The sequence below is a fragment of the Pseudomonas sp. ADAK21 genome, assembly GCF_012935735.1.
Lineage (GTDB): Bacteria > Pseudomonadota > Gammaproteobacteria > Pseudomonadales > Pseudomonadaceae > Aquipseudomonas > Aquipseudomonas proteolytica.
The window spans coordinates 4,625,750-4,642,128 of sequence record NZ_CP052857.1 but is presented as its reverse complement, the minus strand read 5'-3'; the positions used below and the strand labels follow the sequence as shown (position 1 = coordinate 4,642,128).

15 protein-coding genes and 3 pseudogenes are annotated in these 16,379 nt (G+C 54.0%); 7 read left to right on the top strand and 11 right to left on the bottom strand.

The window, feature by feature from the left end:
• The first annotated feature begins 35 nt into the window (after nt 1-35).
• Both HKK57_RS21075 and HKK57_RS21070 read left to right on the top strand, forming a co-directional pair.
• Entirely contained in the window at nt 36-638 is a 603-nt protein-coding gene (locus tag HKK57_RS21075) for a hypothetical protein (protein WP_169390689.1), read from the top strand.
• A 55-nt stretch (nt 639-693) separates the two neighbouring features.
• A complete protein-coding gene (locus HKK57_RS21070) occupies nt 694-1,002 on the top strand; it encodes a hypothetical protein (protein ID WP_178121974.1) in 309 nt (102 codons plus the stop codon).
• Nucleotides 1,003-1,117: 115 nt separating this feature from the next.
• On the opposite strand, the gene HKK57_RS21065 is transcribed toward HKK57_RS21070, so the two are convergent.
• The 5 genes and pseudogenes from HKK57_RS21065 to HKK57_RS21050 form a co-directional block, all read right to left on the bottom strand.
• The gene (locus HKK57_RS21065; RefSeq protein ID WP_169390687.1) at nt 1,118-2,158 is read right to left on the bottom strand and encodes a GGDEF domain-containing protein; all 1,041 of its coding nucleotides are present in this window, start codon (nt 2,156-2,158) and stop codon (nt 1,118-1,120) included.
• Between the two features lie 29 nt (nt 2,159-2,187).
• A complete protein-coding gene (locus HKK57_RS21060; RefSeq protein WP_133714811.1) occupies nt 2,188-2,403 on the bottom strand; it encodes a hypothetical protein in 216 nt (71 codons plus the stop codon).
• 199 nt (nt 2,404-2,602) lie between these two features.
• Nucleotides 2,603-2,968, bottom strand: a pseudogene (locus HKK57_RS27420) (methyl-accepting chemotaxis protein); the annotation flags it as partial.
• 186 nt (nt 2,969-3,154) lie between these two features.
• Nucleotides 3,155-3,871, bottom strand: a pseudogene (locus HKK57_RS27415) (PAS domain-containing protein); the annotation flags it as partial.
• A 90-nt stretch (nt 3,872-3,961) separates the two neighbouring features.
• Entirely contained in the window at nt 3,962-4,855 is an 894-nt protein-coding gene (locus HKK57_RS21050; protein WP_169390686.1) for a hypothetical protein, read from the bottom strand.
• Between the two features lie 319 nt (nt 4,856-5,174).
• Here HKK57_RS21050 and HKK57_RS21045 point away from each other — a divergent pair, with 319 nt between their 5' ends.
• Nucleotides 5,175-6,389, top strand: a complete 1,215-nt coding sequence (locus HKK57_RS21045) for an aldose 1-epimerase family protein (RefSeq protein ID WP_029293613.1) — start codon at nt 5,175-5,177, stop codon at nt 6,387-6,389.
• 343 nt (nt 6,390-6,732) lie between these two features.
• On the top strand, nt 6,733-7,185 hold the full coding sequence (locus tag HKK57_RS21040; protein ID WP_169390685.1) for a hypothetical protein: 453 nt from the start codon (nt 6,733-6,735) through the stop codon (nt 7,183-7,185).
• Nucleotides 7,186-7,337: 152 nt separating this feature from the next.
• Here the strand turns inward: HKK57_RS21040 and HKK57_RS21035 are convergent, their stop codons facing one another.
• Genes HKK57_RS21035 through HKK57_RS21025 form a run of 3 tightly spaced genes read right to left on the bottom strand, consistent with a single transcriptional unit; the run spans nt 7,338 to nt 9,682 of the window.
• A complete protein-coding gene (locus tag HKK57_RS21035) occupies nt 7,338-7,817 on the bottom strand; it encodes a YbaK/prolyl-tRNA synthetase associated domain-containing protein (RefSeq protein ID WP_169390684.1) in 480 nt (159 codons plus the stop codon).
• Between the two features lie 16 nt (nt 7,818-7,833).
• Nucleotides 7,834-8,592, bottom strand: a complete 759-nt coding sequence (locus tag HKK57_RS21030) for a sulfite exporter TauE/SafE family protein (protein ID WP_029293609.1) — start codon at nt 8,590-8,592, stop codon at nt 7,834-7,836.
• Between the two features lie 4 nt (nt 8,593-8,596).
• Nucleotides 8,597-9,682, bottom strand: coding sequence for a TauD/TfdA family dioxygenase (locus HKK57_RS21025; RefSeq protein ID WP_237150441.1), 1,086 nt, complete (start codon nt 9,680-9,682; stop codon nt 8,597-8,599).
• Between the two features lie 109 nt (nt 9,683-9,791).
• On the opposite strand from HKK57_RS21025, the gene HKK57_RS21020 reads away from it, so the two are divergent.
• A complete protein-coding gene (locus tag HKK57_RS21020; RefSeq protein ID WP_070996070.1) occupies nt 9,792-10,724 on the top strand; it encodes a LysR family transcriptional regulator in 933 nt (310 codons plus the stop codon).
• A gap of 548 nt (nt 10,725-11,272) precedes the next feature.
• Nucleotides 11,273-11,572 (top strand): hypothetical protein, encoded by a 300-nt coding sequence (locus HKK57_RS21015; protein WP_133714819.1) that lies wholly within the window; start codon nt 11,273-11,275, stop codon nt 11,570-11,572.
• Between the two features lie 665 nt (nt 11,573-12,237).
• Here the strand turns inward: HKK57_RS21015 and HKK57_RS21010 are convergent.
• Both HKK57_RS21010 and HKK57_RS21005 read right to left on the bottom strand, forming a co-directional pair.
• Nucleotides 12,238-13,139 (bottom strand): annotated as a pseudogene (locus HKK57_RS21010) (transposase); the annotation flags it as partial.
• Nucleotides 13,117-14,313: an MFS transporter gene (locus HKK57_RS21005; protein ID WP_169390683.1), complete on the bottom strand. Its 1,197-nt coding sequence runs from the start codon at nt 14,311-14,313 to the stop codon at nt 13,117-13,119. The pseudogene HKK57_RS21010 and the gene HKK57_RS21005, both read right to left, overlap by 23 nt.
• Nucleotides 14,314-14,448: 135 nt before the next feature.
• Here HKK57_RS21005 and HKK57_RS21000 point away from each other — a divergent pair, with 135 nt between their 5' ends.
• Nucleotides 14,449-15,360 carry a LysR family transcriptional regulator gene (locus tag HKK57_RS21000; protein ID WP_169390682.1) on the top strand — a complete coding sequence of 304 codons (912 nt, stop codon included), beginning with the start codon at nt 14,449-14,451 and terminating at the stop codon, nt 15,358-15,360.
• 82 nt (nt 15,361-15,442) lie between these two features.
• Here HKK57_RS21000 and HKK57_RS20995 read toward each other — a convergent pair whose 3' ends face one another.
• Nucleotides 15,443-16,333 carry a LysR substrate-binding domain-containing protein gene (locus tag HKK57_RS20995; protein ID WP_169390681.1) on the bottom strand — a complete coding sequence of 297 codons (891 nt, stop codon included), beginning with the start codon at nt 16,331-16,333 and terminating at the stop codon, nt 15,443-15,445.
• Nucleotides 16,334-16,379: the final 46 nt, after the last annotated feature.

Below are 16,379 nucleotides of genomic sequence, written 5' to 3'. Positions count from 1 at the left end.
GGTCTCTACCCTGACTCCGCAACAGGACAGGCCCCATGTCGATACGCACTGCACTCTGCCTGCTGGCTCTGCCGTTGTTCGCAGGCTGCCAGTATTTGCCACACACCGATTACTTCACGGCACCTGAAAACGAGCCGAACCCCGCCTGGATCCGCATCGTCAACTTCACTCAGCATGCCGATCTGTACCAATACGAAAACGGCATACGCTCGGGCGGCGTCATTCGCAGTGGGCCGCTTCCGTTCATCCATACGCAAGATGAGGGTATGCCGAAAGCAGGGCAAAACCTCACGTCGGACTATTACGAAACGCGGATCCGACCAGGCATCGAAACGCACGTGGGTATGTTCTGGGAAGGGGGACGCACGCAATCCTGTTCTGTCACGACGAAGTTCACGCCCCAAGCTGGGCGCTTTTACCAGTTCAGGCTGACATCAGGTTCAGCAGGCACCTGCACGCTGCATCCGTCTCTGATCGAGCGCGACAAAAACGGAGATGGGTGGCATCTCACACCAAACTCGCAGGTGTCGTACAAAGGCGAAGGGCCGACGGCCAAAACCCATTACAACAATAGCCGCTTCGAGGATCCCGATTATCATCCACCGGCGGATCTCTATCCTGGCATAGATGTTTTATAAAGCGGGCCACGGGGACAAACTCATGGCTGCCAACACAACTACAAGGAGTCGTTCATTGGGTGTCAGAAAGTACTGGCCAGCGCTCGCCGAACGAGCCTCAGAGGATCTATTCGCATGGTCGGCCTTTGTCGAGCAAACAGAATTCCTGTGGCAGGACACTGCTTTGGTCCAGGACCCCGTCGCTTGGCAACGCTTCTGGTTCGAACTGGAGATAATCAACGGGCTTGCGTTGGCGCAATGGGAAGATCAGGGCAGGCCTGATGACTGGTCATGCTGCTGGAACAAAGACTATCGCCAAGAAGCGGCCGCCCTGGCGTCTGAACTGGTAGCAATGCTTCGCGATGCAGATTCATCTGCCTCCTGAATACACGAGCGTCAGCCACGGTGCCATGAACTCGGATCCCGGCAGGCACGCGCTCCCTGCGCTTCTTGCCGCGATTGTAAAGCTGGGGGCAATTCAGCCCTACCCAATCAGTTATTCACCGTGGCGTACCATGAGTTGGCGGCATGAGCTGCTTGCCATCCCTAAAAACACGATCCTTACCGTTGCGCTTGGCCTCATACATATTACAGTCGGCAGACTTAAGTACTGCAGACATGTCGGACGTCGCCGAGAATCGCGCGATACCGGCACTGCAGGTGTAGTGATGGGGTGGCGAGACGCTGTGCCGGATCGCCTCCAAAAGCCGCAACGCGTATTCATTGGCGACCGAATCATCGTCACCCAACAGTAAAACCCCGAACTCCTCCCCACCAATCCTTCCAACAGTGTGACTGCCAGGCGTGGACTGCAAGCACGCGGCCATTGCGCATAAAATCTTGTCGCCCACATCGTGACCATACTGATCATTTTTAATTTTAAAACTGTCGATATCCAACATTATAAAATAGCCATCGCCCCCACCTGCCATCACTTGCTGGAAACTCTCCATAAATGCTCGCCGGTTGAGTATAGAGGTAAGAAAATCGGTCTCCGCCAGGGTTCTGAACTCACTCTCGATCAATAACACTGAGCGCATATTTTTCAAATATGTAAAGCTCAGGGTAAAGCCAATTGACATGGACGATACGCAAAACAGCACCAGATATACTTCCAACCCCCTATACATGCCCACGTCAAGGTTTGACCACATCAAAATCCACACCAGCGCACTGGAGAGCAGATAGTCCTGAACCGTGATAAATAAAATGGCGCTACTCACCACAATTATAACGGCCAGAGGCAGGGCGAATACACGCAGCTCTGCACCGGAATCAATCACACAAGAAAAACCAAATGCCAATACAACGATGTATACGCCACCCAAAAACCGCCATACCAGGAAGTTACCGGTCGCACGATGAAAGTGACAAACTAAGAGCAGGCACACGGTAATTGAAAAATTCAGCCAATTGATACTCGGCACTGGATCCACCAACAAAACACCCAGCCACGCCACCACCCCAACCAACTCAACTTTTGTTACCGCGGGTGATAACAATGTCCGCATTCGCGGCCTAATCTTGAAAGTCGCTGGCATCTCTAATTCCCTTTCCATAACGACTCAGATTATTCGACGTCTTCGCCCTGCCCCCTTTCAATCATTTCGATAAAAAAATTTGCCGACAGCCGTGCCATCTGCCGCCACTCCGTGTCGCTAACAAGGCCGCTGCGCAACAATTCGTCTGCCGCGTCCAACAGACCGAAATAGTAAGTTTCCAAATCCATTTCTGGCTCATATCGAACAATCAGGGCTTCCCAATCTTGCATAGCTGAACTTTTCATAGACTCGTCCCACGCGGCTCACACATTCTTTTCGACATACACAAAAGGTCGACCACCGCACGTTATTAGCATTTTTGGAAAGATAGTTTATTCAAGCTGCAATTTCAGAATAGGTAGTTTTTCTACGCGCGAGCAACGTGCACAAAAAAGGTCCAAGGATTACTTCCACTGCCTTGTAATGACATGCTAACGATGCTCATCAATCGAGGTCGCTGGTGACCCGCCCAATTGCTTCCACGACTTGCTTGGCACCCAACTGAATATCTGCCATAGCCCGACCTGCCTGCTCAGCCAGCTCCAGCAACCTATCGGCCTGGTCTCGGCTGCACTGCACCTGAACAGTGGCTTGACGGGCCAACTCACCGTTCTGGCGCACTACGCTGGCAATCTCCTGTGTCGCCGTGCTGGTGCGCCCAGCGAGTTTACGCACCTCATCCGCAACTACCGCGAAGCCGCGGCCGTGCATTCCCGCGCGCGCAGCTTCGATGGCTGCGTTAAGCGCCAAGAGATTTGTTTGCGTGGCAATGGCGCCGATAGTGTCAACAATAGATCCGATCAACAGCGACTGTGACTCAAGGGCACTCATGCTTGCGGTCACTGAAGCCATTTGTTGCGCGATGGTTTGCATGGATATTACCGAGTCGCCTACCAGACCCATGCCCCGGTCCGCCTTGACATCGGTATCGAGCGAAACCTCGTAAGCCATGTGTGCTGCCTGTTTGACTCTATCGGCTCTCTCAACCTGCTTTGTCACCACACTGGCGAACTTGGCGACCTTGTACACTTGCCCGCAAGCATCCTTGATCGGGTTATAGGTTGCTTCTAGCCACACGACCCGGCCGTGTTTATCCAGGCGGCGAAAGCGCCCCGCAATGAACGCACCTTTATTCAACGACTTCCAGAAATCAGCGTAAGCCGCAGAAGCAACATCCTCGTCCAGGCAGAATAGGCGATGATGCCTGCCTTCTATCTCTGCAAGGCTGTAGCCCATTGCGTCGATAAATGGCTTATTGGCATGTAGGACTTCACCAGCGAGGCTGAACTGCACAATTGCGGTTGACCGGTTCAAGGCGCTGAACATTTCCACGCTTTCCTGCTCGTCCCGCGCCAATGGCGGAGCGATACAGCCGTAGCCTTGAAATGTGCGTTCAGACAAAGAGAGCCAACACATGCCAAGCGTGACAATTTGGCCATTTGAAGCGGTGTAGCGCTGCAACTCACTGGCCCGCAGATTCGGCGCAAACGCGCTGCGCGGCTCAGCCAGTATGTTGCTAATCTCCGAGCCGGATAGCTCATCTAACGAATAGCCAAGCACATCGGCGAATCGCTGGTTGGCCGAGATGATTCGGCCCGCCCGATCAACACGCAGTGAAATAAAAACCGATTCAAGGTTGGCGAATACGCCAAGTAATGTACCGAGCTCGCCCTTGCAGTCGAGCAGAGCATTTTTTATGCGACGGTTAAACACACTGACCTCCGATGCTAACGAGTACTACAATAAAGGACAATGTCTGTATATTATGCCGCCCAACAACACGACCTTTCAAAAGCGTTCACGCTACAAACCAAGCAACGACTTGGCCCGGGGATACTTATCATTAAACTCGCTATCCCCCATTCCTAATTTCAAGCTAATTCGCGCCACTGAAAAATTTATGGCCATGGTGCGCCTCACCAAATCCAGAAAAGCCGGAAGTAGTTCCACCGTATTCTTGTGGCATTTGAAATATCCGTGTAGCTCACCTTCTCGAACCATGCGTATGATATGAGTCTTCGACACGCCCAAGCGCGAAGAAAGCTCAATATACGTCGACACCTTATAACCGGCCTGAATTGAATCCTTACGCAAGCTGTCTACATACAACGCAAGCATCGGCAGATGCCCACCATCTCTGTTCATAATCCATTTTGCTTCAGGCAATAACTTGTCAAGCATCACATCAGCTTCCAACAACTTTGCGAAGCCATGAAAAAACACACGCAGCATGTCTTCCGACTCCCATACATCTTTCAGGCAAGCATCGTATGGAACTATCAACTGCGACGGCAGCAGATAAGACTTAATCATCCTGGTGGTTTCACACAGCGCCGCGCCCGTGGGTTTGAAAACACGCTGCCTACTGTCTTCGTCATGCATCCGGACTTGCATATAACCGGTAATAAAGAAAAACGAAAAGTAAGAGTCCAAGCTATTGCGCGATAAATAACCACGCTCTTGGCAGAACGCTTTAACCTTGGCCAGGGGCACCAAATGATCTTTGTAATTAAAGCTCAACAAAGAAAGCGCCACCATAAACCTGTCATATTTGAGCAGATTTTTGTAAAACAGCGGTTTTTGTCGATAGTTCTCCATCACCAAATCGAAATGTAGAAGGATCGCGTCATCCATGTCGCATCGGGTCATCGCGGAACTGGTCTCTATCAGATACTCAAGCAGATCAGTTTTATTCATCGACGCTCAATAGACCTCACAAGACAACATCAAATAGCCACTACCCGCATCATGCCCAGTATATGCGTATTCAACCATCTGAAAATTTCACCCCAAAAATGTTCTATCGCTTCCCCTTCGTATTAAACCTCGCATCGCTTTTGTGAAGCATTCGACCGAATGCGGACGTTTACGAAGGTCTGCTTTGGGCTATCAACGACACAACCGTGTTTGCCCCGCGCCCACTGCCAACCTCGTCGGCGATGGGTCGATTTTTTAGCTTGCTGAAACGTTTCATCACGTTTATAAAAATGGCACAACTCCAAGAAAGGCTGCCGCCATGACCCCGCTCAAACTCTTTGTTGCCCTCAGCGCACTGTCCGCTGCCTCCCACGCCATGGCCTGGGATTACGTTCTGCTCGACACCGACAAAGCCGCCCAGAACTGGCAGATCACCAGCCAGCAACTCGGAATAAAAACCGACAAACCCTTCAGCGTTACCCTACGCACCTTGCACGGCGGGCGGCAGGAAGGTGTCAGCATCGTCGACATCGATAACGGCACGATGAAACTCTCGGTAGTGCCGACTCGCGGAATGAACGTCTTGCAGGCCTCGGTCGGCAATGTGCGCATGGGCTGGGATTCTCCGGTCAAGGAAGTGGTCAACCCGTCCTTCATCGAACTCAATGGCCGCGGTGGCCTGGGCTGGCTGGAAGGTTTCAATGAACTGGTCACCCGCTGCGGCTACGAATGGGTCGGCCACCCCGGCGTCGACAACGGCGAACTGCTGACCCTGCACGGTCGGGCCGCCAACACTCCTGCGAACAAAGTCACCCTGCATATCGATGAAAAACCACCGTACGCCATCACCCTGCGCGGCGAACTTAAAGAGCAGGCATTCAAGAAGGTCGACTTCTCGGTCGCGACCGAACTGGTCACCGAACCCGGCAGCGTCGTGTTCGCCCTCAACGACACCCTGACCAACAATGGCGACTATCCGAAGGAGTACCAGGCGCTGTATCACAGCAACTTCAGTACCCCGTTCCTGGAGCAAGGCGCTCGTTTCGCCGCTCCGGTGAAACAGGTGTCGCCGTTCAACGACAAAGCCAAGGGCGACCTGCCCGACTGGCAAACTTACCGCGCGCCGACCAAGGACTACGACGAAACGGTTTACAACGTGGTGCCGTATGCCGATGCCAAGGGCGATACGTTGACCGTGTTGCATAACAAGGCCGGCAGCCTGGGCGTTTCGGTCGGTTTCAATACCCAGACACTGCCCGTGTTTTCCCTGTGGAAAAACACCGATACCCAAGGCCAGGGTTATGTTACGGGGCTGGAGCCGGGGACCAGTTTTTCCTACAACCGCCGTTATCAGCGGCCACTGAACCTGGTGCCGACAATTGGGCCCAAGGAACACAAGCAGTTCCGCATCAGCTACAGCTTGTTGACGGATAAGGCGGCGGTGGATAAGGCCTTGAAGCAGGTGAGCGAGATTCAGGATGGGCGGGAGACTGAGGTGCGGCAGACGCCGCTGGTTGATCTGACCAAGGGGTGAGCATTGTCGCCCGACTGCTAGCCCTCGCGAAGGGCTGGCGTCGACCCACCGCAGACCTAGGCGGTTTCTGAAGCCATCCAGGTCAAAAAATCATGGACCTGAGTCGTAAACTCTTCTGGTTTGGCGTATGGATTCCTTGCTTGGGACAAGAAAAAAGAGATCTGCGTTCTCATGTACGGGTAATGCTCAACAAATAGCTCGACATGCTCCTCCAGTGTTTGCGGCCACATCAGGTCCTGTGCAGAACGAAGTACTTGAGTGGAACTAGCGATGGAAAGTCATACAACATACACTCAGCAATTGGGCGACAGAACCGTCGCCTAATAAATAGTCAGGAGCAGTTATGAAACTTTTCGCGGCATTCACAATTTTGTTATTTGCATTAGTCGGATGCGCTACAACAGGGAGCCAATCGCCACAGCAAGCCGCACAATCTGCGGCAATTTTATTTGAGCAACAAAAATTCAATCTAGTTTGGGTTCCCGCAGCGAATAACGGCATTTCCGGAGCTATGGCATCCGCGTTTATCGGGAGTGCAGGTTTAGAATCTCCAATTGTTTCAGGTATCCACCAAATAATTGCCCCTGCAAGCACAGCTGATGTGCGTGTCGCCATCTCAGGAACCGATAGTTCTTTTGCAGCCAACTCAGCTATTGCAGCTTTAAGTAACACATCAAGCATGCTTCCTAAGTTGCAACTTGCATTTATCGGCTCGACATCAGATGCCGCGGCAGTTCGCTCGGCAGTTGAAGCTAAAGGCGGTAAATTCTTACACGCCACACCAAATGGCTCCTAACTAGCGGTTTCTGCCTGTCATGATAGACGTCTGTCGGCCAAAAGCGGACTCTTGAGGTCTATCGCTTTCTACCCGTAGTAACCGGTCAGCCCGGTAGAGACGGAGAAAAAAGGCGACTGATTTATTCTTGAAACCTATGCGAAAACGTCTGCTCAGGCCTGGCTGATATCCAGCAATCGGGGCATGGCAATCGCCAGGTAATCCTGCGTATCGAGCACCATCGACGCATCCAGCCGCCCCGCGTTGAAGGCTATTTCAGCGTAGCCTGTGGTCAAGGCCGGATCGACGATCAATTGAATCCGCTCATCGAAAGCAAAAGGAGGGATGGCGCCGATCCGGCACCCGGTCAGTTCCATGGCGGTTTCGGCCTTTACCAGCTCGGCTTTTTTCCCGCCCAGGGCCGCTCCGACTTTCTTCATGTCCAGCTTCTGATCGCCCGGCAGTATCACCAGTGCATAGGGGCCGGCCTGGCCCTTGAGGGAGCAAAGCATGGCCTTCGCGCCTTGGCCCGGCTCGGTGCCACGGATTTCGGCGACGCGCGCCGACTGCCCCTCGGCATCATGCATCAACACCCGGTAGGAGGCTGAGCGGGCATCGAGTAGTGCCACAAGGCGATCGAACATGGGATGCATGTAGTTTTCCTCTGGTTTACAGGAGCAGGTCGTAGGACAGTTTGCTGATCAGAATCACCAGTAACACCAGGAATAGAGCCCGGACAAAGGGCACCCCTTTATGAACCGCCAACCAGGTGCCAGTGAGCGCGCCCAGGATGTTGAATGCCGCCATGGGGATTGCGATCAGGTAGAGCACGTTACCCGTCGGAATGAAGAACATCAGTGCCGCTACGTTGGTCGCGATGTTCACGAGCTTGGCCGATGCCGAGGCATGAAGAAAGTCGAAGGCGAAGAAGCGGATAAACAGGAAGATCAGGAAGCTGCCAGTGCCGGGACCGAACAGACCATCGTAGAAACCGATGGCACCGCCAATGACGATCGCCAGCAGTTTTTCCTTGGTACCGATGCGCATGGGTTTGTGCAGGGCGCCGAAATCCTTTTTCCAGAAGGTGTAGATCGCCATCAGTACAATCAACACCAGCACCGCCGGCCGGATCATCGACTGGGGTACGAACGACACCGTGGCGGCTCCGAAGAAGGCCATGACAAAGGCCGCGCAGGCGGCCGGGATCACAAGCCCCCAGTCGATCACCACCTTGCGCACGAAGGACCGGGCCGCGAATGCGGTGCCGCAGGCGGCCGCGACCTTGTTGGTACCCAGCAGCGCCGCCGGTTGAGCGGTGGGCAGCACGTTGAATAGTGCGGGAATCTGGATCAGTCCGCCGCCGCCCACCGCCGCATCGATCAGGCCGGCGGCGAAGGCGAACACGCAAAGGATGACAATATCGACCATGAAATCAGGCTCTGACTATGTAGGGTTGATGAGGGTCCAGCGGCACCACGCGTGCCGGATCATTGACCCCGAAGACACGCAACATCCAGCGATCACGGCCGTCGTAGCGGGGTGTAAAACCATCCCGCGCATGCAGAGTTTGCTGGTTCTTGAAGATCAGCATGTCCCCTGGTTGCAGCAATATGTGGTGCACGACATCGGGATGATTGGCGACGGCGGCGAACAATTGGAGGGCAAACTGCGCATTGGCGCAGGTCGCCTCGACACTTGCTTTGTTGTAGCGGCAATACAGGCCATCGCTTGCGCTTCTGTACAGCAAGGGGACGTTTTCCAGCACATTCCCCTGCTTGCCGAAGGAAGCCGGTCGGCGAACGGTGAAGTTCGGGCGTGACAATTCTTCTTCGACGTAGGCCGGCAGAAGGGCCAGCACCTCGTCAATGGCGACGATGCGCGTCGGCACGTCGAGCTCGCAGCGCAGGCCGGTCAGGGACAGGTACTCCGGACAGGCCGACAGTTGCGAGACGGGTTCGCAGGTCAAAGGCAGGTGGGGGTTGTCGACATGCATGCCCAGATCCGCGCGCGAGCCATAGGAGCTCTTTTCGGTCTCTCGCTTGTGCTTGGGCGATACGTGGCGGAACACGGTGTCGTTGCTTTCACCCTCGTACGCCAGCGGTCGGGTTTGCAGAGTTTGCAGCACCGACAAAATAGCCCCGGCCAGTGTCGACAAGTCCTCGATACCCGGCTCCCGGTCATAGGGTGTGGCGGGCAGCTGCGGGTCCAGCGGCAGCCCCCTGACGATCATCGCCACTTCACGGGCCTGTGGAAAATTGCGTAGCTGCTGGATTTTCTCGGTGCTCAGGACACTTTCCAGCAACAACCCCAGGTCCGGCATGTGGCGGATACCCGAGGCGCTATCGGTCACCTCCAGCGATGCCAGACCGGCCTGAAGTGCGCGTTGTTCTTCGAGCGACATATGAATTTGCGGTATCTCCCGTCGGTTCGAACTCACTGATTTTTTTTCCAGCAACTCATGAATTACTTCATCAACACACGCTGCGGCCTTCCCGATTACTTCATCTAACTTCGACACGTCCTTGCGCTCCTGTTTACCCCATCCTTGTGGGTTGAACAGGAAGATTAACGGAAGGGCCTTTTTTGTGTTGCAATGCCGCGTTGTGAAAAATGCAATGAGGTGGAGAGTGGCGTTGAATATGTTGGGTGAACTTGAAGCCTTCGCGACCGTGGCTCGCAAGCGCAGCTTCATCGCCGCGGCACGGACTCTGGGGCGCTCCCCCAGCGCACTGACCCGTGCGGTGCAAGCCCTGGAGGAAAGTGTGGGGCTCAAGTTGTTCAATCGCTCCTCCAATGCCGTGAGCTTGACCGAAGCGGGTGAATGCTTATTGCCCCACGCATACAAAATGCTCGAACTGCAACGTGAGGTGGATGAAGACCTGGCCGGCCTCAGCGGCCTGGCCTCCGGCTGGATCCGGTTTTCCGCCCCAGAGTTTCTCGGACACGGGGTGTTGCCCCGGTTGATCGCGCAATACTGCGAGCGTTATCCGGACGTTAATATCGATGTGATTTTCACCGATGAGATCATCGATCCGGCCAAGAGCAAGCTGGATTTCTCGATTCGCGGCGCATTTCCACAATCCAGCGACTTGATCGGCTGTGCGCTCTGGAGTTACTCACGTTATCTGTATGCCAGCCCCGGCTACCTGGAGCGCAACGGCATGCCCGACTCCATCGAGGCACTGGAGTCGCATTCGCTGATCCTGCATACGGCGCCGCGGATTCTCAAGGAGTGGAATTTTCGCAGTGAGGAGCAGGCCATCAGCTTTCGGGTTCATCCTAAATTTCGTTTCAGCTCCGGTCTGGCGGTATTCCAGGCAGCCCTCGCGGGCGTCGGGATCGCCCGCTTGGCGGATTGGATGGCGGAGCCCGAAGTGCAAGCTGGGCGCCTGTGCCGGGTTTGTCCTGAGTACAAACTCACCTCCAGCAGCGGTGAGAGCCCACAGATGCACGCGGTGTACCCGGCCGGAAATTTACCGCTGCGGGTGAAGGCTTTGATGGAGATGATCCGTGGCTTAGGTGAAAGCCTCGAATGTAAACGCGGCTCAGCACTAAAATGAGGTGCTGAACCCAACCCTCGCCTGCTCGCGATGGCGTAGTGTCAGCCAAAATCAATAAAAGCGCTGGCTTCATCGCAACCAGAAACTCAGCCTCTAGCCACAAACGCACCACATGCTCTGTGGAGATTAGAGAGTTTCGCACTTCTATTAGTTAACCAAGGCAGTAAAGGTCGCTTTGCACAAAGTACCAGCCTTGCACAGCCCGGAATAGGTAATCGCGGAACTTTGTAGAAGCTCACAAGCGGTCTCATCACCCTTAAATTAACGCGAACAAAAGGAGCTTCCCACGTTGCACGACCTCATTAGAGTGCAAAGCGAAACTTCTCCACCTCATCTAACAAGAAACAAATTGCAACAAAGACCTATTGAAATATTCTAAACACCAAGAAACCAACATTTACTGACCAAAAAAATAAGAAGCCTTGCCTTTTATAGCTGGATGGAAACCCAGTTCAATAAAAAAACAACCAATGGTAACGTATGCTTTCGCATTGCTCAGAACAAGAAAAAACATGAGCAAACTTGTTGATTGAACAAAGGATTAACGAATGACTATCGAGCGAGAGATTTTCTCGGCCCTTATCGCGCAGAACGCATTTCAAGGTGAAAAGCCGAGCGTACAAAGCTACGCCAAGCTAGCCGTGGACAAGGGGTTTAGAGCGCTTTCGTCAAAGCAGCAGGCGGTGGTAAGCCCCTTCCTGAAAAAACAATGCGTGGGAATGAAAGAACCAAATGAAAAACATAACAACTGCCAAAATAGTATAGTCGGTCGTGATTTGCTTACAGCGCTTGAGAAATCCGAAAGTTATAAGGGATGGCGTTGCGAGAGCTGCCGAAGCGCGTCTTAAAAACAATAAGCCAACACTAGAGAGCAGTAACCTAAAAACCTAAAGGAACAAAAAAACTATTGCTCTCGCTACTCATGAATGTCACTGCAGCAGGCCGCCATGGCCTGCTCGCAGGTCTTGCTTTTCTTAAGCCTTGATCAGCCCGCCACCAAATCGCCGCTTATTCATCACGCACCTGAGCGCTCCGAAAGAATACTGCACAATGCAACCTGATCCCTCTGCGCGTCTAATTTTTGCTGAGAGAAATAGTGCCCATATATCAGATAGCACGACTGGTTTTTTGGCATCGCCATACTCCGGTTGGGCTACCAATTGAATAAGAAGAACCGTCAAAAAGTATCGGCACGACAACCTCCCGCAATGCGCAGCCGACGAGCAGAGTCGTCAGTAGCACGGCGCAGCCTTCATTTTCAGCAAGATCATCCGCTTTCTCCTTGGCAGCCTAGCCCTGGCCTGCTCGGCGGCCTGTTGCTTCTCCAGTGTCTGGCGGTCTGAGCACTTGCGGCATTGCTGATCGCCAGCTCGGCGCCACTGCGAAGCCGTCGAAGTAGAAAAGTTCTGGAGCGATTCCATAATAGTTATGGAACGCTGAGCAAGTACAAGCCCGCGGCAGCAAAACCCCAGAAACACAAAAGCCCCGCATTGCCAGGCTGTGTGAAAACGCAGCTGCACCGGCTTTTCAGTGCGCAAGTGCCGCAATCAATGATTGATGCGTGATAAACCCGGACTCCCTTGTTAAGTGCTTTAAGCGTGAGCGTCTTGCCATTAGGGCATTGATAGCTGTCACTCTCTTCGCTGTAATTGAAGAGCGAGCGGTCAAAAAATTGCTCTTCGCCACCTTTGCTGTTGATCGCCCGGTTGGGCGGGACAACGGGTGTGATACCCGCGTCTTCACACGCCTGAAATTGCGCGCCGTTGGAGTAGCCTGCATCAGCAGTGACGTTGAGCTTGGCTTGTTCCAGCACCGCTTGAGTCGCCTTGGCCATCGGTTCAAGCAGGCGATTGTCGGTACCTTCCTGAGTCACTTCGGACAGTGTTTCGCATCCACCGCGCTCTGAACGTTGTAGGCAATACGCGAGCCTGAAGGTGTCCGAATTTTTTGCGCATCGGCCTCACCCACCACGTGCTGAACCAGACCTTGAGCTTGCATCAGCGCTTGGCAGGTCTGGTTATTGGCCTTTTTTACGCGCAACGCCTCAAGCGCAGTCTGTACTGCTGAGCGATCAATCGCTTGCTCTTGCTCACCACGATCAGCCTCGTCAAGTTGCGCCAGGTAGTGGGCAATACGCTTGTCCAGAACCGCTCCGCGCCGCTGGAGCTTCTTGGGTGTGATGTGCTTTCGATTCGAGGCCACTGCCTGGAACTTGCTGCCATCAATGGCTATCAGATCGCCGCCAATGAGTCCGGCCCCGCGGCAAAAACTAACAAATGCACGGCACGTGGCAACGAAGGCTGCGCTGTTGTCCCGTCGAAAATCGGCAATGGTTTTAAAGTCAGGTGCTAAGCGGCCCAGCAGCCACATAACTTCGACGTTGCGTTGACATTCAGCTTCCAGCCGACGCGAGGAGTGCCCGATTCATGGCGAGAATCGTCCCCAACAACGAGAGGAGGAGAAGCCCGATAACACCCCACGCAAAGAACGCCAGGCCTGTTCGATCAAGAAAAACACCACCGACAATGCCGCCGGCGGCAACGGCGGTGTTCCAACCAGTCGTATACATAGATTGCGCGACATCAACCGATTCACCTGCAAAACGAGACAATGCGGTTTGTGTGATCGTGGCAAACCCACCAACGGCCATTCCCCAAATCACGACGGAACAATAAACCATCTTTGGAAGGTCCCCCCAAAAGCCAAGTAAAAGGGAAGCAAGGGCGAAGACTACGATGCTTGCAACAGCAAGGAGTTGCAGTCGGCGATCAACCATTGAACCGACGAACCACAGGCCAATGATTGAGCCCACTCCGAAGACGAACAGAACAATATCTACATCCGCGGACAAGCCCGAGGGTTCGAGGAGAGGCTCAATGTAGATGTAGAGGATGTTGTGAGCAACAACGAAGGTAAAGACCACAAACAGCACGGCACGAATGCCAGTCTTTAGAAAGACTTCTTTAAGAGACTGGCGCTGCTCTCTGGTCTGACCGGGAAAATCCGGGACGACGGCGATTACCCATACGATGAGCACCAGTGCCAAGACAGTCATCAGGCCAAAAGCACCTTGCCAACCAATGGCCCGACCAAGCAATGCACCGAGCGGTACGCCGAACACCAAAGCTATGGTCGCGCCGGCGCCGGATATTGCAATCGCCCGCCCACTGAGATGAGACGGCGAAATGCGTACGGCATAGCCGGCTAGCAGCGACCAAACTATTCCACCGAAGACGCCGGCAAAGAAGCGCGCGACCAATGAGACGCTATAGCTATCTGAAAGCGCGGTGACGAGGTTGACAACCGAAAACCCAAAGATCGCGACCAGAAGCAAAGGACGCCTCCGCATGCCCTGCGTAAGGGTCGTCACTGGAATGGCAGCGACGAGTGCCCCCACCGCGTAGGCAGTTATGAACTGACCGGCCAAGCTTTCGGACACGCTCAACCCCCCCGCGATGGAGGAAAGCAATCCGGCCGGCATGATTTCGGTCAGCAGAGTGATAAAGGCTGCCATCGCCAAGGCAAGCAATGCCGCGATAGGCAAGGTCTCCGTGCCCTTGTTTGAAGCAGATGTAGTCGTCGTACACATCAATCAAATTCCTCAAATCGAAGTTGTCTTAGCCCTTGCAGAGCCATACCCAACAGTGTGTTCGGTAGCGAAAAGAAGAAAAATAGGCAATAGTTCACAACATATATGACTATTTAGTCATCAATAAGGAAGCTCATGGAAAGCCTTGGTTCCCTTGATGTCTTCGTTCGCGTCGGTGAGTCACGCAGCTTCACGACTACCGGCCAACAACTAGGCATCTCAGCATCAGCAGTCAGCAAGGCTATCGCTCGTCTGGAAGAGCGGTTAGCTACGCGGCTGTTCCATCGTTCGACTCGAACCGTCACCTTGACTCCAGAGGGCGCTCTTTTTCTGGAGCGCTGCAGACGCATCCTGGGCGAGGTGGAGGCGGCGGAAAACGAACTTGCGCAATCCAACCAGACACCTCGTGGCAAGCTTCGCGTTAGCCTGCCTTCCGTCGGTCTACTGTTCATGCCGCAATTCGCCGAATTCAAGCGTCAGTACCCCGACATAGAGCTGGATATCGACTGCTCTGATCGTCTGGTGGATGTAATCGAGGAAGGATTCGATGCGGTGATCCGCACGGGTGAGCCGAGTGATTCCCGGTTGATGGCACGTAAGCTTGGAAGCTATCGTCGTATCATGGTGGGTGCACCGAAGTACTTCGAACAACATGGGGTGCCGAAGACCCCCGAGGATCTAATGCAGCACCGATGTCTACTATACCGATTCCCCAGCAGTGGCAAGGTCGACCAGTGGCCCCTAAGCCGCGCAGGCGAAACACTCACTTTTGATCTGGCCAGCTCAATGACGGCCAATACACTTGAACCGCTGGTTTGCTTCGCAGAGTCAGGCCTTGGCATCGCGTGTATGCCAGACGTAGCCATTCGTCAGCAACTGGAAATCGGCAGCTTGGTATCCGTACTGGATGGGTTCAATCGAGACCACACAATATTACGGGTGCTCTGGCCTTCAAGTAGGCATCTTTCACCCAAGCTGAGAGTCTTCGTGGATTACGTCACCACCGCTCTATTTCCAGATGCAAGTAAGGAAACGACACCACGCTAAACTTCATCTTGCGTGGCGGAGTTAATACGAGTGCCATTTTTTTGAGGGGTAACGAACGCTTAAAGGTGCGGGTCGAGCATCGTCACCCATCCTGCAGAGCGGCACCTGCCAGCCACATCAGGAACGCACTCACATGCACCTGCCGCTCACGTCCTGGCACGCACACCGCAACGTAACGCGGACCGGGCAGGCCTACTTCTGGTCTATAGGCCACTAATTCTCCATCCCTGACGCTGTCGGCTACCAGTACATTGCTTGCCAGCACCAGCCCATGACCCGCAATCGCAGCGCTCAAAGCAAAATGCTCATCGTCGAACTCACGCATCTGCGCCGTTTCGAGCCAGGCCTGGCATTCTGCAGCCGCGCACCAGCTTTCCCAGTTGATTGAAAATGCTCCCGGAATTTTCCAGTGCAGGTTGATCAGTTCGATCTGTTTTACATTCAGCGAGGCCACCAGATCTGGGGCACCGTAAATCGAGAATTGCTCTTTCATTAGCTCCTGACAGAACAACTTCGGGTCATCGCGGCTGATCGATCGAATGGCGACATCGATACTGGAATCACGCAGTAGATCGACTATTTCGTTACGCGTATCGACCCGCACATTGACTTGTGGAAAGCTCCTATAGAAACCACCCAGCCGTGGAATCAGCCAGGCTGCCGCCAAGCCCGGCGTAGTGGAAATGGTCAGGGTTTGGGGAGCGGTGTCCGGATAAAACGCCTCCAGGCTGCGGCGAATGTCTAACAAGGCGCGATGAGTCTGGCGATATAGCAACTCGCCCTCTTCGGTCAATGCGACACCTTGTCCAGCTCGCTCGAACAGCATCGCTCCGAGCCGGGCTTCCAACATCCTGACCTGGTGGGAAATGGCCGCGGGGGTGACTGAGAGCTCCTCAGCTGCCGCTTTAAAGCTACCCAGTCGCGCAGCCGCCTCAAAGGTGCGCAGCGCGTTAAGCGGAAGAGTCGAAAACACGCATCGTTCCCTAGATGAATTGAATTGATGAGTATTCAATTTATCT

Bases quoted from the DNA above. Each gene is read 5' to 3' on its own strand.
- HKK57_RS21030 (WP_029293609.1), bottom strand. From the start codon at position 8,592: ATGGTCGATATTGTCATCCTTTGCGTGTTCGCCTTCGCCGCCGGCCTG.
- HKK57_RS21015 (WP_133714819.1), top strand. From the start codon at position 11,273: ATGACTATCGAGCGAGAGATTTTCTCGGCCCTTATCGCGCAGAACGCA.
- HKK57_RS21000 (WP_169390682.1), top strand. From the start codon at position 14,449: ATGGAAAGCCTTGGTTCCCTTGATGTCTTCGTTCGCGTCGGTGAGTCA.
- HKK57_RS21035 (WP_169390684.1), bottom strand. From the start codon at position 7,817: ATGCATCCCATGTTCGATCGCCTTGTGGCACTACTCGATGCCCGCTCA.
- HKK57_RS21005 (WP_169390683.1), bottom strand. From the start codon at position 14,313: ATGTGTACGACGACTACATCTGCTTCAAACAAGGGCACGGAGACCTTG.
- HKK57_RS21040 (WP_169390685.1), top strand. From the start codon at position 6,733: ATGAAACTTTTCGCGGCATTCACAATTTTGTTATTTGCATTAGTCGGA.
- HKK57_RS21065 (WP_169390687.1), bottom strand. From the start codon at position 2,158: ATGCCAGCGACTTTCAAGATTAGGCCGCGAATGCGGACATTGTTATCA.
- HKK57_RS21050 (WP_169390686.1), bottom strand. From the start codon at position 4,855: ATGAATAAAACTGATCTGCTTGAGTATCTGATAGAGACCAGTTCCGCG.
- HKK57_RS21075 (WP_169390689.1), top strand. From the start codon at position 36: ATGTCGATACGCACTGCACTCTGCCTGCTGGCTCTGCCGTTGTTCGCA.
- HKK57_RS21060 (WP_133714811.1), bottom strand. From the start codon at position 2,403: ATGAAAAGTTCAGCTATGCAAGATTGGGAAGCCCTGATTGTTCGATAT.
- HKK57_RS21045 (WP_029293613.1), top strand. From the start codon at position 5,175: ATGACCCCGCTCAAACTCTTTGTTGCCCTCAGCGCACTGTCCGCTGCC.